Consider the following 13,962-nt stretch of genomic DNA (forward strand, 5'->3'; position numbering starts at 1 on the left):
GAACCCGATTGGCTCTCACCGCCGACGTCAAAGACGAACTCACGAAGGTCGAGGTCAGCAAGACCACCGTCCGGGCCGCCGAACTCGCGACGATCCTCCGGTTCTCTGGCGGGCTGCACCTGATCAGCGGACGCATCGCCGTGGAGAGCGAACTCGACACGCCTGAGCTCGCCCGACGGGTCCGCAAAGACCTCGCCGAACTGTACGGAGTCCGCAGCGAGGTCTCTGTCATCTCGGCCTCGGGCCTCCGCCGTACCAGCCAGTACCTCGTGCGTGTGCTCGACGGCGGCGAGACGCTGGCGCGACAGACCGGGCTTCTGGATGCGCGCCGACGTCCGATCCGCGGCCTCCCGAACCGACTCACTACCGGCTCCCGCGAAGAGCTCGCCGCGGTGTGGCGCGGAGCATTCCTCGCACACGGCTCGCTCACCGACCCCGGACGCTCCGCGGCCCTCGAGGTCACCTGCCCGGGTAACGAGTCGGCGATGGCCCTCGTCGGCGCAGCCGGCCGTCTCGGCGTCGCTGCTAAGGCGCGCGAGGTGCGCGGCGTCCACCGCGTCGTGATCCGCGACGGCGACGCGATCAGCGCGATGCTCGTGCACATGGGCGCGCAACAGACCGTCGAGAACTGGGAAGCCCTCCGCCAGCGGCGTGAGGTGCGAGCGACGGCGAACCGTCTCGTCAACTTCGACGATGCGAATCTCCGCCGCTCAGCACAGGCGGCCGTCGCGGCGTGCGCGCGTGTCGAGCGCGCCCTCGAGATCCTCGCCGATGACGTGCCAGAGCACCTCCGGTACGCGGGCGAGCTCCGCCTGAATTTCCGCGACTCCAGCCTCGACGAGCTGGGCCACCACGCGGACCCGCCCATGACGAAGGATGCCGTAGCCGGCCGCATCCGCCGCCTCCTGGCGATGGCCGACAAGAAGGCCGTGGATCTGGGCATCCCGGGAACCGAGGCCAACCTCCCCGCCGACCTCGACGAGGTCTGATCCTCGACGAGGTCTGATCCGACTATCGGAGAATTGGCCGGGAAGCAACCGGTGGTGGCGACGGTTGCGCTCACTAGACTGGAAAAGTCGCTCGAAGCCCGGTGTGAACCGCTCGTGCCGGGAACCAGATGAGGAGATGAGTAATGGCTGACTACACGCTCGCAGACCTTCCATACGATTACTCGGCGCTTGAGCCGAACATCAGCGGAAGGATCATGGAGCTCCACCACGACAAGCATCACAAGGCGTATGTCGATGGTGCGAACACCGCTCTCGCCAAGCTCGCCGAGGCGCGCGACGCCGACGATCTGACGTACGTCAACAAGCTTCAGAAAGACCTGGCGTTCAACCTCGCCGGCCACGTCAACCACACCGTGTTCTGGACCAACCTGTCGCCCGACGGCGGCGACAAGCCCACCGGCGAGCTCGCTGCGGCCATCGACGAGTTCTTCGGATCGTTCGACAAGTTCCGCGCTCACTTCACGGCGTCGGCGCTGGGCATCCAGGGTTCAGGATGGTCGATCCTCGCGTGGGACTCGCTCGGCCAGAAGCTGATCATCGAGCAGCTGTACGACCACCAGGGCAACCTCGCGGCCGCGACGGTTCCGCTGCTGCTCCTCGACATGTGGGAGCACGCGTTCTACCTCGACTACGTGAATGTTAAGGCAGATTACGTCAAGGCGTTCTGGAACATCACCAACTGGGCGGACGTCGATCAGCGCTTCACCACCGCGCGCGAAAAGACCTCGGGCCTGCTGCTACTGTCATAGCGGGAAAGGTGTCCCGGAAGGGCGACCTCCCGGGACACCGCCGTCCGGTTTCATCGTGAAACGCATTCCAAAGAAAAGTGCGCCCGTCGGCGCCCAGAAGTAACAGGAGACATCTGTGTCCGTAAAGATCGGAATCAACGGGTTCGGTCGCATTGGTCGTAACTTCTTCCGTGCCGCTCTGGCCAAGGGAAGCGACCTCGAAATCGTCGCGGTCAACGACCTCACCGATAACAAGGCCCTCGCTCACCTGCTGAAGTACGACTCGATCACGGGCCGTCTGGATGCCACGGTCGAGCTCGACGGCGACAAGATCGTCGTCAACGGCAAGCCGATCATCGTCCTCGAAGAGCGCGACCCGGCCAACCTCCCGTGGGGCGAGCTGGGCGTCGACATCGTCATCGAGTCGACGGGCCGCTTCACCAAGTCCGAGGATGCGCGCAAGCACATCGCGGGCGGCGCCAAGAAGGTCATCGTCTCGGCTCCCGCCACCGGCGACGACGTCGCCACGATCGTCCTCGGCGTCAACGAGGAGACCTACGACAGCGCGGTGAACGACATCCTGTCGAACGCATCCTGCACCACCAACTGCCTCGCGCCGCTCGCGAAGGTGCTGCTCGACAACTTCGGCATCGAGCGCGGTCTCATGACCACGGTTCACGCGTACACCGCGGACCAGAACCTGCAGGACGGCCCGCACAGCGACCTGCGTCGCGCCCGCGCTGCCGCCGCCAACATCATCCCGACCTCGACCGGTGCCGCCAAGGCGCTCGGCCTGGTCATCCCGGAGCTCGTCGGCAAGCTCGACGGCTACGCGCTCCGCGTGCCGGTCATCACCGGATCGATCACCGACCTGACGGTCGAGCTGACGAAGTCGGCCACCGTCGCCGAGATCAACGCCGCGTACAAGGCTGCGGCCGCTGAGGGCAAGCTCAAGGGCATCCTGAAGTACACCGAAGACCCGATCGTCTCGACCGACATCGTCAGCGACCCGCACTCGTCGATCTTCGACGCCGGCCTGACCAAGGTCATCGGCAACACGGTCAAGGTCGCGTCGTGGTACGACAACGAGTGGGGTTACTCCAACCGTCTCGTCGACCTGACCGAGTACGTCGCAGACCGCCTCTAACACAGGGAACCGACGTGACGCTCCGCACCCTTGATTCACTTGGTTCGCTCGCCGGCAAGCGCGTCATCGTCCGCTGTGATCTGAACGTTCCTCTCCAGGACGGTCAGATCACGGACGATGGCCGTGTGCGAGCGTCGATTCCCACCCTGAACGCCCTGATCAATCAGGGCGCTCGGGTGGTCGTCATCTCCCACCTGGGACGCCCCGAGGGCGCTCCCGACGCCAAGTACAGCCTCGCTCCTGTCGCGCAACGGCTCTCCGAGCTCCTGGGCAAGCCGGTCACGTTCGCGCGTGACACGGTCGGCTCCGGCGCTCAGGATGCGGTCGACGGCCTCGAAGACGGTGACGTCGCCTTGCTCGAGAACCTCCGCTTCAACCCGGGGAGACCAGCAAAGACGAGTCCGAGCGCGAGGCGTTCGCCGCCAAGCTCGCCGGATTCGGTGACGCGTTCGTGTCCGACGGTTTCGGAGTCGTGCACCGCAAGCAGGCCAGCGTCTACGAGCTCGCGAAGGCACTTCCGAGCGCTGCCGGCCTGCTCATCGCCACCGAGCTCGACGTGCTCGATCGTCTCACCGAGACCCCCGAGAAGCCGTACGTGGTCGTGCTCGGCGGTTCGAAGGTTTCCGACAAGCTCGGCGTGATCGGCCACCTGCTACCTCGGGTCAGCTCTCTGCTGATCGGCGGCGGGATGCTCTTCACCTTTGTCGCCGCTCTCGGGCACAAGGTCGGCTCGAGCCTGCTCGAGGCCGACCAGATCGAGACCGTCACGGGCTACCTGGCTCAGGCAAAGGAGCTCGGCGTCGAGATCGTTCTTCCCCGCGATGTAGTGGTGGCTTCGAAGTTCGGCGCCGACGCGGAGCACATCGTGCGACCGATCGACAGCATCGAGGACACCGACTGGGGCTCGAACGGCCTCGGACTCGACATCGGACCTGAGACCGCCCAGGTCTTCTCCGAGTATGTCCGTGCCGCACGCACGGTGTTCTGGAACGGCCCGATGGGCGTGTTCGAATTGGCACCGTTCGCAGCCGGCACCAAAGCCGTCGCGCAGGCGCTCACCGAGGTCGACGGCCTCAGCGTCGTGGGTGGCGGCGACTCCGCCGCGGCCGTTCGCGCGCTCGGCTTCTCTGACGACCAGTTCGGTCACATTTCAACGGGTGGCGGTGCGAGCCTCGAGTTCCTCGAGGGCAAGCACCTGCCGGGACTGGAGGTCCTCGGATGGCAGCAGTGAGCTCGTCGGTGCGGCGTACCCCGCTGATCGCCGGCAACTGGAAGATGAACCTCGATCACCTGCAGTCGATCGCGTTCGTCCAGAAGCTCGCTTGGAGTCTGAAAGACGCGGGCCACGACTTCTCTGCCGTCGAAGTGTCGGTCTTCCCGCCCTACACCGACCTGCGCAGCGTGCAGACCCTCGTCTCGGCTGACAAGCTGCCGCTCGCCTATGGCGCTCAGGATGTCTCGGAGCACGCCTCCGGGGCGTACACCGGTGAGATCTCGGCGGCGTTCCTGGCCGCGCTGGAGTGCCGCTACGTCATCATCGGTCACTCCGAGCGGCGCATCCTGCACAGCGAGACGGATGCTCAGGTCGCTGTCAAGGTCGCAGCGGCGCTCGAGAACAACCTGACGCCGATCATCTGCGTCGGCGAGACTGCCGAAGACCTCGAGACGCACGGCGCTAGCGCTGTGCCGGTCGCGCAACTGCGTGCTGCTCTCGCCAACGTGAAGTCAGCGGCCGACATCGTGGTCGCGTATGAGCCCGTCTGGGCCATCGGCTCCGGTCAGGCCGCGACCCCGGAGCAGGCGGAGCAGGTCGCAGCTGCGCTTCGCGCGGTTCTCGTCGAGACGCTCGGCGAAGACGTCGCAGCCAAGACGCGCATCCTGTACGGCGGTTCGGTCAAGTCGGGCAACATCGCGAGCTTCATGCGTGAGCCGAATGTGGACGGCGCCCTCGTCGGCGGTGCGAGCATCGACGTCGCCGAGTTCGCCAGCATCGTGCGGTACCAGAAGCACGTCGGCCTCTAACAAGAACGCGTTCACCGTTTCAGCACGACCGCAGGCGGCTCCTGGGAGCCGCCTGCGGTTATACTGGCTGTTGGTCTTCCCAGGCGCCTAGCCTGATTGTGTTCGAAAGGTTTCTCGTGCAAATTCTCCAGGTCGTTCTGCAGGTGCTGCTGGGCATCACCAGCCTCTTGCTGACGCTGCTCATCCTCCTGCACAAGGGGCGCGGCGGCGGTCTCTCCGACATGTTCGGCGGCGGCGTCACCTCCAACCTCGGCGCATCGGGGGTCGCTGAGCGAAACCTGAACCGCATCACGGTGATTCTCGGACTGATCTGGATCGTCTGCATCGTGGTTCTCGGTCTGATCACCAAGTTCGATTCGGGCGCGTAAGCGTTCACAGCAGTAACGCCGAGTACACACAGCGAGGAGCAAAATGGCATCCGGAGGAAGTGCAATTCGAGGTTCGCGCGTCGGCGCGGGCCCGATGGGGGAGCAGGACCGCGGTTTCCACGCGGAGCGGATCTCCGTCTCGTATTGGGACGCTCTCGGCAACGAGACGGTGCGCCACTTCGCGGCGAACCTCCCCGACGAGGAGATCCCTGAGGTCATCGACTCGCCGCAGTCGGGGCTTCCCGCCGGCCGCGACAAGGAGAACCCTCCGTCGGTCGCCAAGCTCGAGCCGTACAAGACCCACCTGGCCTACGTGAAAGAGCGCCGCACCGAAGAAGAGGCCGAGCAGCTTCTCGAGGATGCGCTCAACCAGCTTCGCGCGCGTCGCGGCAAGCTGAGCGCCACCAGCTAGGGCGTACGTGCACTAAGCCAAGACAGACAACAGAAGAGCGGCCCGGACATTCGTCCGGGCCGCTCTTCTGTTTGCGTTGGTGTTGCCGGTGTCAATAGCTCGGTGCGATGAGGTTCTCGGGAACCTCGGCGGCAGCATCCTGATCGACGAAGAACACCGTGCGCTTGCGACCTTTCGCGCCGGCCACGGGCACCTCGGTGTAGCTCGCACCAGCGAGGGCGAGCCCGAGTGCCGATGCCTTGTCAGCGCCGGCGAGTACGAGCCAGATGCGATCGGACCCGTTCAGCACCGGTCGCGTGAGCGTGAGGCGCTCGGGCGGCGGCTTGGGTGCTTCACGCACCGCGAGCACGGTCGCCTCGGTCTCGCGGATGGCTGAGCGATCGGGGAACAGCGACGCGATGTGGCCGTCTGGTCCGACGCCGAGGAACGTGATGTCCAAGCGGGGCTGCCGGGCACCCTCGGGGGCGAACGCCTCGAGCTCAGCCGCATACACCGAAGCTGCTTCGTTGATGTCAGCGATCTCGTCGGAGGCGGGCATCGGATGCACGTTCTCCGGCGGGACTGCGATGTGGTCGAGCAACGCGCGACGGGCCTGGAGCTCGTTGCGATCTTCGCTGTTCTTCGGCACGAATCGCTCGTCGCCCCACCAGAAGTGGACCTTCGACCAGTCGACGCTGTCGCGGGCGGGCGACTCGTTGACGGCCGCGAGGACGGCGATTCCGACGGTACCGCCGGTAAGCACCACATTCGCCTCACCCAGATCGTCGAGGATGTCGACGGTCTTGGTCAGAAAGCGAGCGGCGACCGAGCCGGTGAGCGCCAGTTGATCGGGGTGGACGAGCACCCGCCGTTCGTTCGTCATGCCTTCGTGCCCACTCCCGTGTCGGCGGCCTCGAGCTGGTCGAGACTTTTTGTGATCACCTCACCGTACAGATCATCGGGGTCCAGCCTACGCAATTCCTCGGCGAGGCAATCACGCAGGCTCCGGCGGGGCAGCGACAGGTCGTGCGTCGGCTGGTTGGGCTGCGACAGACGGGCGACGTTCGGGATCTCGCGCTCGAGCTCGATGACGCCGGAGGCACGACCCATCCGCACCCCGTGGATGCCGCTGGAGCCGTTCGCACGCGACGTGAGGTCGTTCTGAACCGGCACCTGCAGCTGCAGGGAGAGCCAGGCGGCGAGGAGCACGGTCGAGGGGAGTCGGCGGCGCCGGCGACCTCGACCGACTCGATGGGCTCGTATGGCGGCTGATCGAGCACGGCGGCGAGCTGAGCACGCCACAGGGTCAGTCGCGTCCAGGCGAAGTCCGTGTCGCCGGGGGCGTAGGTCTTGGACAGATGACGCAGCGCGTCCTGCGGATCTGGCTGCGCTGACGCATCCGTGATCCGACGCGTCGCGATGCGGCCGAGCGGCGACTGGGAGACGACCTCGGGGGCGAGCCCCGGCCACCAGACGACGACCGGCGCATCGGGGAGCAGCAGGCCGGTGACCAGGCCCTCTTCGTCGCTCGCAGCAGCGCCGTAGGCGCGCAGCACGATGACCTCGCTCGCGCCGGCGTCGCCGCCGACACGGATCTGCGCATCCACGCGGGAGTCGTTGTTCGAGACCTCCTCCTCGGTGGAGACGACGATCACGCGCATCGGGTGCTCGCGGGAGGCGTCGTTGGCGGCCTCGATGGCCTCCTCCTCCTGGCCGAGGTGGGTCGCGATCACCAGGGTCAGCACGCGGCCGAGGGCGACAGCGCCACCCTCTTCGCGGATCTTGACGAGGGCTTTCGACACCTTGCTCGTCGTGGTGTCGGGCAGGTCGACAATCATGGACGCCTCCATTTGCGGCCGTCGCGGGCCATCAGTTCGTCAGCCGACTCGGGACCCCAGGTTCCGGGCCGGTATTGCTCGGGCTGACCCTGCGTCTCCCAGAACTTCTCGATCGGATCGAGGATCTTCCACGAGAGTTCGACCTCTTCGTGGCGGGGGAACAGCGGCGGCTCGCCGAGCAGCACATCGAGGATGAGGCGCTCGTATGCCTCCGGGCTCGCCTCGGTGAAGGCGTGGCCGTATCCGAAGTCCATGCTCACGTCGCGAACCTGCATGCCGGCACCCGGAACCTTGGAGCCGAAGCGGATGGTCACACCCTCGTCGGGCTGCACGCGGATCACGAGCGCGTTCTGGCCGAGGGCCGAAGTCTGGCTCTCCGCGAACAGCTGCTGCGGAGCACGCTTGAAGACGACGGCGATCTCGGTGACGCGACGTCCCAGGCGCTTGCCCGCGCGGAGGTAGAACGGCACGCCGGCCCAGCGACGCGTGCCGAGCTCCAGCTTGATGGCCGCGTACGTCTCGGTCATCGACTGCGGGTTCATCCCGTCCTCTTCGAGGAAGCCGACGACCTTCTCGCCGCCCTGCCATCCGCTCGAGTACTGGCCACGGGCGGTCGAGGTGCTGAGGTCCTTCGGCAGGCGAACAGCCGCCAGAGCCTTCTCCTTCTCGGCCCGCAGGTCAGCGGCGTCGAAGGAGATGGGCTCCTCCATCGCAGTGAGAGCGAGCAACTGAAGGAGGTGGTTCTGGATGACGTCGCGAGCGGCACCGATACCGTCGTAGTATCCGGCGCGGCCGCCGACGCCGATGTCCTCGGCCATCGTGATCTGCACGTGGTCGACGTAGTTCGCGTTCCAGATCGGCTCGTACAGCTCGTTCGCGAAGCGCAGCGCCAGGATGTTCTGGACCGTCTCCTTGCCGAGGTAGTGGTCGATGCGGAACACCGAGTCGGGCGGGAAGACCGATTCGACGACGGCGTTCAGCTCGCGGGCGCTCTTGAGGTCGTGACCGAACGGCTTCTCGATGACGACCCGACGCCATCCGTCGCCGTGCTGGTCGGCGAGTCCGGACTGGCGCAACTGCTCGGTGACGAGCGGGAACGCCTTCGGCGGGATCGACAGGTAGAACGCATGGTTGCCCATCGTTCCACGTTCTTTGTCGAGCTCGTCGACCGTGTCCTTCAGGCGCTTGAACGCCTCGGGGTCGTCGAACTCACCCGGGACGAAACGGATGCCCTGGGCGAGCTGCTGCCACACCTCCTCCTGGAAGGGGTGCGGGCGTACTGCTTGACCGCGTCGTAGACGACCTTCTCGAAGTCCTGGTCCTCCCAGTCGCGGCGGGCGAACCCGACCAGCGAGAATCCGGGGGAAGCAGGCCACGATTGGCGAGGTCGTACACAGCCGGCATCAGCTTCTTGCGGGACAGGTCACCTGTCACACCGAAGATGATGAGGCTGCTCGGACCGGCGATGCGATTGAGGCGGCGATCGGAGGGCAACCTCAGCGGGTTGAACTCCGGGGTGATTTCCACCGGGGACATTGAGCTCCTTGGATGCGTGCGGCGGTGCTAGTTGACGGCCTCGAACAGCGGGACCAGATTGGCCTCGGGGTTCGTGAGGTTCAGCGTCAGGACGGGGCGGCCGTGCTCGCCGAGCACGCTCGCGTCCCCGGCTGCCTGAGCCTGGATGAGTTGACCGAAGGTGAACGGACGGTCGGGGATCTCGAGATCCTCTACCGGGTTCTGGGTGATCTGCAGGAACACGCCGACGGCGGGGCCGCCCTTGTGGAACTGACCGGTCGAGTGCAGGAAGCGGGGTCCCCAGCCGAAGGTGACCGGGCGCTTCGCCTTGGCGGCGAGCAAGTCACGGATTCCGGCGAGCTGCGACAGGGCGATGCGGTTGACGTACGCCTGGACGGAGACATAGCCGTCCGGTCCGAGCTGCGCGAGCAGCGCGTCCACGGCGGCGTCGAGCGAGGCCGCGTCACCCAGGAAGTCACCCGTGGTGCGCACCTCGATGCCGTCGGCGACGAATGCCGGCGTGGTTGCCTCAGGGCGGTTGTCGAGCAGCGAGCGTGCGGCGACCTTGGCGGCCTCCACATCAGGCTGGTCGAACGGGTTGATGCCGAGCAGGCGTCCGGCGACTGCGGTGGCGAACTCCCAGACAAGCAGCTGCGCTCCGAGGCTGCCCGAGACGAGGATCTCGCCCTCGTGGCGGTTTGCGGGGAACAGGTGGTGCGCCTCGGCATTGTCGACCAGCCGCACGATCTGCAGGTCGGGGAGTCCCTCGGTGATCTCGGTCGAGAGAGGGTCGAGGACCACGGGGAGCAGGCCTGTGCCTTGCTTGCCCGTCGACTCGGCGATCAGTTGCTCGGCCCAGTCGGCGAAGCCCACGATGTGGGTGCCGTCGGAGACGATGCCGAGCTTGTCCTTCAGCGGCGAGGTTCCGGCGATGGCGGCACCCAGGATGAGCCCGGGATTGGTGGGATCGTCGATCGCGAGCTCGAGGGAGATCGTCTCCGCCTCCTCGAGCAGCTCTTCGAGGTCGACACCCGCGAGTCCCGACGGAACGAGGCCGAACGCGGTCAGTGCGGAGTATCGTCCGCCGACGTTCGGGTCGGCGTTGAAGACGCGGTAGCCGGTCTCGCGCGCCGAGGCGTCGAGGGGCGATCCGGGGTCGGTGACGATGATGATGCGCTCGATCGGGTCGATGCCGACCTCGCGGAACGACTTCTCGTAGATGCGACGCTGGCTGTCGGTCTCCAGGGTCGAGCCCGACTTGCTGGAGATCACGACGGCCGTGGTCTGCAGCCGGTCACGCAGGGCGGCGAGCACCTGGCCGGGCTCGGTGGAGTCGAGCACGGTGAGCTCGACACCCGCGGTGCGGGTGATGACCTCTGGAGCGAGCGACGATCCGCCCATCCCGCCGAGGACGATGTGGTCGATGCCCTTGGCGCGCAGTTCGTCGCGCAGTGCGACGATCTCGGGAACGAGGGGACGCGAGATCGAGACGGCCTCGGTCCACCCGAGACGCTTGCTCGCCTCATCCTCGGCCGCCGGGCCCCACAGCGCAGGGTCCTGCGCTGTGATGCCCGAGGCGACGAGATCGGTGACCAGCTGCGGGACGTTCCGCTTGACAGCCTCTTCGGCCGCGCCGGTCACATGGATTTTGAAGCTCACTTGGCGGCCTCCAAAGCGGCAGTGACGGTGTCGAGCAGCTCGTTCCAGGAGACGATGAACTTCTCGACGCCCTCCTTCTCGAGCAGCTCGGTGACCTCGTCGTACGAGATACCCAGCGCGTCGATCGCGTTGAGGACCTCGTTCGCGTCGGCGTAGTTGCCGGTGACCGTGTCGCCGGAGATCACGCCGTGGTCGAAGGTGGCGTCGAGCGTCTTCTCCGGCATCGTGTTGACGGTGTTCGGCGCGACCAGCTCGGTCACGTAGAGCGTGTCGGGGAGGCTCGGGTCCTTGACGCCGGTGGAGGCCCAGAGCGGACGCTGCTCGTTGGCACCGGCGGCCACGAGGGCCTTGGCACGCTCGGTGGCGAAGAGCTCCTCATACACCTGGTAGGCGAGGCGGGCATTCGCGATGCCGGCCTTGCTCTTGAGCCCGAGGGCCTCATCCGTGCCGATGACAGTCAGACGCTTGTCGATCTCCGTGTCGACGCGCGAGACGAAGAACGAAGCGACGGACTGAATGCCCGACAGGTCGATGCCCGCAGCCTTGGCCTTCTCAAGTCCGGTCAGGTAGGCGTTGATCACGCCGCGGTAGCGCTCCAGGCTGAAGATCAGGGTGACGTTCACGCTGATGCCGGCCGCGATCGTCTCGGTGATGGCCTCGAGGCCCTCGACGGTCGCGGGGATCTTGATGAGCACGTTCTTCTTGTTCACCTTGGCGGAGAGGCTCTTGGCCTCGGCGATGGTGCCGGCCGCGTCGTGGGCGAGGTTCGGCTCGACCTCGATCGAGACGCGCCCGTCGACGCCGTTCGTCTGCTCGTAGATGTCGTTGAAGATGTCGCTCGCCTGGGCGACGTCGTGCGTCGTGATCTCGAAGACGGCGTCGGTGACGCTGGCGCCCGCTGCGGCGAGCTGTTTGACCTGCTCGGTGTACGCCTCGCCCTTCGAGAGCGCAGTGGCGAAGATCGTCGGGTTGGTGGTCACGCCGACCACGTTCTTCTCGGCGATCAGCTTCTGGAGGCCGCCCGTGGTGATGCGCTCGCGCGACAGGTCGTCGAGCCAGATGCTCACGCCGGCGGCGGAGAGCTGTGCGGTGGGGGTGGAGTCTGTCATTTTCTTCTATCTCCTTGCTGAAAAGTTTGTCTTCTGGCGCCTAGAGCGACGCGAGCGATTCCTTGGCGGCGGCCACGGCGTGCTCGGTGGTCATACCGAACTCGCGGAAGAGGGTCTTGTAGTCGGCCGACGCACCGAAGTGCTCGATCGACACGCTGCGCCCGTGGTCGCCGACGTACTGGCGCCAGGTGAGGCCGAGACCGGCCTCGATCGAGACACGGGCCTTGACGGCCGACGGCAGCACCGACTCCTTGTACTCGTCGCTCTGCTCTTCGAACCACTCGAGGCTCGGGGCGGAGATGACGCGGGCGTTGATGCCCTCGCCCTTCAGCGCCTCGCGGGCGTCGACGGCGATCTGAACTTCGGAGCCGGTCGCGATGAGCAGCACGTCCGGCGTGCCGTTCGGGGCCTCGGCGAGCACGTATGCGCCCTTGGCCACGTTCTTGGCCGAGGCGAACGTCTCGCCGCTGGCGTCACCGTCGCCGCGCGAGAACACCGGGATGTTCTGGCGCGTGAGCGCGATGCCGGCCGGGCCCTCGCGGCGCTCGAGGATGGTCTTCCAGGCGTATGCGACCTCGTTCGCGTCGCCGGGGCGCACGACGTCCAGGTGCGGGATGGCACGCAGGGTGGCCAGCTGCTCGATCGGCTGGTGCGTCGGGCCGTCTTCGCCGAGGGCGACGGAGTCGTGGGTCCAGACGAAGATCGACGGCACCTTCATGAGCGCCGCGAGACGGACCGCGGGGCGCATGTAGTCGCTGAAGATCAGGAACGTTCCACCGAACGGGCGGGTCGGGCCGTGCAGCACGATGCCGTTCAGGATGGCCGCCATGGCGTGCTCGCGGATGCCGAAGTGCAGCACACGGCCGTACGGGTTGCCGGTCCACTCGTGCGTCGAGTGCTCCGAGGGAACGAAGGATGCGCCGCCCTCGATCGTGGTGTTGTTCGACTCGGCCAGGTCGGCCGACCCTCCCCACAGCTCGGGGATGATCGCGCCGAGCGCATTCAGCACCTTGCCGCTCGCGGCACGGGTGGAGACGTCCTTGCCGGCCTCGAATACGGGAAGAGCTTCTTCAACGCCGTCGGGCAGCTCGCCCGTGAGCAGGCGGTCGAGGAGTTGCTTGCGCTCCGGGTTCGCCTCTGCCCACGCATCGAAGGTCTTCGTCCACTCGGCGTGCTCTTCCGCACCCCGGTCGACGGCCTTGCGGGTGTGCTCGATGACGGCGGCGTCGACGTCGAAGGTCTTCTCGGGGTCGAACCCGAGCACCTCCTTGACGGCGCGCAACTCGTCCGCACCCAGGGCCGAGCCGTGGATCTTGCCGGTGTTCTGCTTCTTCGGCGCCGGCCACCCGATGATGGTCTTCAGGATGATCAGCGACGGCTTGTCGGTGACCGCCTGCGCGGCGACGATGGCCTCGTGCAGCTGGTGCACGTCTTCCTCGTAGACGCCGGACTTCTTCCAGTCGACGACCTGCACGTGCCAGTGGTACGCCTCGTAGCGCGCCTTGACGTCTTCGGTGAAGGCGATGTTGGTGTCGTCTTCGATCGAGATCTGGTTGCTGTCGTAGAACGCGATCAGGTTGCCGAGCTGCTGGTGGCCTGCGAGCGAGGAGGCCTCGCTGCTCACGCCCTCCTGGAGGTCGCCGTCGCCGGCGATCACGTAGACGAAGTGGTCGAACGGGCTGGTGCCCGGTGCCGCGTCGGGGTCGAACAGACCGCGCTCGAAACGGCTCGCATATGCAAAACCGACGGACGAGGAGATTCCCTGGCCCAGGGGGCCGGTGGTGATCTCGACGCCGTCGGTGTGGCCGTACTCGGGGTGGCCCGGGGTGAGCGAACCCCACGTGCGGAGTGCTTCGAGGTCTTCGAGCTCGAGCCCGTATCCGCCGAAATAGAGCTGGACGTACTGGGTCAGCGAGCTGTGGCCCGCAGAGAGGATGAAGCGGTCCCGACCGAGCCAGTGCTGATCGCGAGGATCGCGGCGCATCACCTTCTGGAACAGCAGGTAGGCCAGGGGAGCGAGGCTCATGGCGGTTCCGGGATGCCCGTTGCCCACCTTCTCCACTGCGTCCGCCGCGAGAACGCGGGCGGTGTCTACTGCCTTGTTGTCAATGGGATCCCATTGCAGAGCTGCCACGTGAAAACTGACCCTTCGTAGATATGGTGAGGGCCGTCTAA

General features: G+C 66.4%; 10 protein-coding genes and 3 pseudogenes. 7 read left to right on the forward strand and 6 right to left on the reverse strand.

The genetic code is table 11. The features are described 5' to 3' along the window. Positions 1-8 precede the first annotated feature (8 nt). The 7 genes and pseudogenes from whiA (at position 9) to ACQ86A_RS10645 (ending at position 5,687) form a co-directional block, all read left to right on the forward strand. On the forward strand, positions 9-989 hold the full coding sequence (gene whiA, locus ACQ86A_RS10615; protein ID WP_431277048.1) for a DNA-binding protein WhiA: 981 nt from the start codon (positions 9-11) through the stop codon (positions 987-989). A 143-nt stretch (positions 990-1,132) separates the two neighbouring features. After that, positions 1,133-1,759 carry a superoxide dismutase gene (locus tag ACQ86A_RS10620; RefSeq protein WP_431277049.1) on the forward strand — a complete coding sequence of 209 codons (627 nt, stop codon included), beginning with the start codon at positions 1,133-1,135 and terminating at the stop codon, positions 1,757-1,759. Between the two features lie 115 nt (positions 1,760-1,874). Next, on the forward strand, positions 1,875-2,885 hold the full coding sequence (gene gap / locus ACQ86A_RS10625; RefSeq protein ID WP_431277050.1) for a type I glyceraldehyde-3-phosphate dehydrogenase: 1,011 nt from the start codon (positions 1,875-1,877) through the stop codon (positions 2,883-2,885). Positions 2,886-2,899: 14 nt separating this feature from the next. Further along, positions 2,900-4,116, forward strand: a pseudogene (locus ACQ86A_RS10630) (phosphoglycerate kinase). After that, positions 4,104-4,907, forward strand: a complete 804-nt coding sequence (tpiA, locus tag ACQ86A_RS10635; RefSeq protein ID WP_431277051.1) for a triose-phosphate isomerase — start codon at positions 4,104-4,106, stop codon at positions 4,905-4,907. Before ACQ86A_RS10630 ends, tpiA begins: the two are co-directional and overlap by 13 nt. Positions 4,908-5,023: 116 nt before the next feature. After that, positions 5,024-5,275, forward strand: a complete 252-nt coding sequence (gene secG, locus ACQ86A_RS10640) for a preprotein translocase subunit SecG (protein WP_431277052.1) — start codon at positions 5,024-5,026, stop codon at positions 5,273-5,275. 43 nt (positions 5,276-5,318) lie between these two features. Then, positions 5,319-5,687, forward strand: coding sequence for an RNA polymerase-binding protein RbpA (locus ACQ86A_RS10645; protein ID WP_431277053.1), 369 nt, complete (start codon positions 5,319-5,321; stop codon positions 5,685-5,687). Between the two features lie 91 nt (positions 5,688-5,778). Here ACQ86A_RS10645 and pgl read toward each other — a convergent pair whose 3' ends face one another. From pgl to tkt, 6 genes and pseudogenes are all read right to left on the reverse strand, one after another. Then, positions 5,779-6,549, reverse strand: a complete 771-nt coding sequence (gene pgl, locus ACQ86A_RS10650; RefSeq protein ID WP_431277054.1) for a 6-phosphogluconolactonase — start codon at positions 6,547-6,549, stop codon at positions 5,779-5,781. Then, positions 6,546-7,504 (reverse strand): annotated as a pseudogene (locus ACQ86A_RS10655) (glucose-6-phosphate dehydrogenase assembly protein OpcA). The gene pgl and the pseudogene ACQ86A_RS10655 overlap by 4 nt, the downstream one beginning before the upstream one ends. Continuing rightward, positions 7,501-9,040, reverse strand: a pseudogene (gene zwf / locus ACQ86A_RS10660) (glucose-6-phosphate dehydrogenase). Before zwf ends, ACQ86A_RS10655 begins: the two co-directional pseudogenes overlap by 4 nt. A gap of 27 nt (positions 9,041-9,067) precedes the next feature. Further along, complete coding sequence (locus tag ACQ86A_RS10665) at positions 9,068-10,678, reverse strand: glucose-6-phosphate isomerase (protein ID WP_431277055.1); 1,611 nt, start codon at positions 10,676-10,678, stop codon at positions 9,068-9,070. Then, positions 10,675-11,787 (reverse strand): transaldolase, encoded by a 1,113-nt coding sequence (gene tal, locus ACQ86A_RS10670; protein ID WP_431277056.1) that lies wholly within the window; start codon positions 11,785-11,787, stop codon positions 10,675-10,677. The genes ACQ86A_RS10665 and tal overlap by 4 nt, the downstream gene beginning before the upstream one ends. A 40-nt stretch (positions 11,788-11,827) precedes the next feature. Beyond that, positions 11,828-13,921 carry a transketolase gene (gene tkt / locus ACQ86A_RS10675; RefSeq protein ID WP_431277057.1) on the reverse strand — a complete coding sequence of 698 codons (2,094 nt, stop codon included), beginning with the start codon at positions 13,919-13,921 and terminating at the stop codon, positions 11,828-11,830. Between the last annotated feature and the right edge of the window lie 41 nt (positions 13,922-13,962).

This window comes from Leifsonia poae (assembly GCF_050632195.1).
GTDB classification, from domain to species: Bacteria; Actinomycetota; Actinomycetes; order Actinomycetales; family Microbacteriaceae; genus Leifsonia; species Leifsonia poae_C.

What these genes read in the sequence shown, in the direction of transcription:
- tpiA (WP_431277051.1), top strand. Translation starts at nt 4,104, where the DNA reads ATGGCAGCAGTGAGCTCGTCGGTGCGGCGTACCCCGCTGATCGCCGGC.
- tal (WP_431277056.1), bottom strand. Translation starts at nt 11,787, where the DNA reads ATGACAGACTCCACCCCCACCGCACAGCTCTCCGCCGCCGGCGTGAGC.
- ACQ86A_RS10620 (WP_431277049.1), top strand. Translation starts at nt 1,133, where the DNA reads ATGGCTGACTACACGCTCGCAGACCTTCCATACGATTACTCGGCGCTT.
- ACQ86A_RS10645 (WP_431277053.1), top strand. Translation starts at nt 5,319, where the DNA reads ATGGCATCCGGAGGAAGTGCAATTCGAGGTTCGCGCGTCGGCGCGGGC.
- pgl (WP_431277054.1), bottom strand. Translation starts at nt 6,549, where the DNA reads ATGACGAACGAACGGCGGGTGCTCGTCCACCCCGATCAACTGGCGCTC.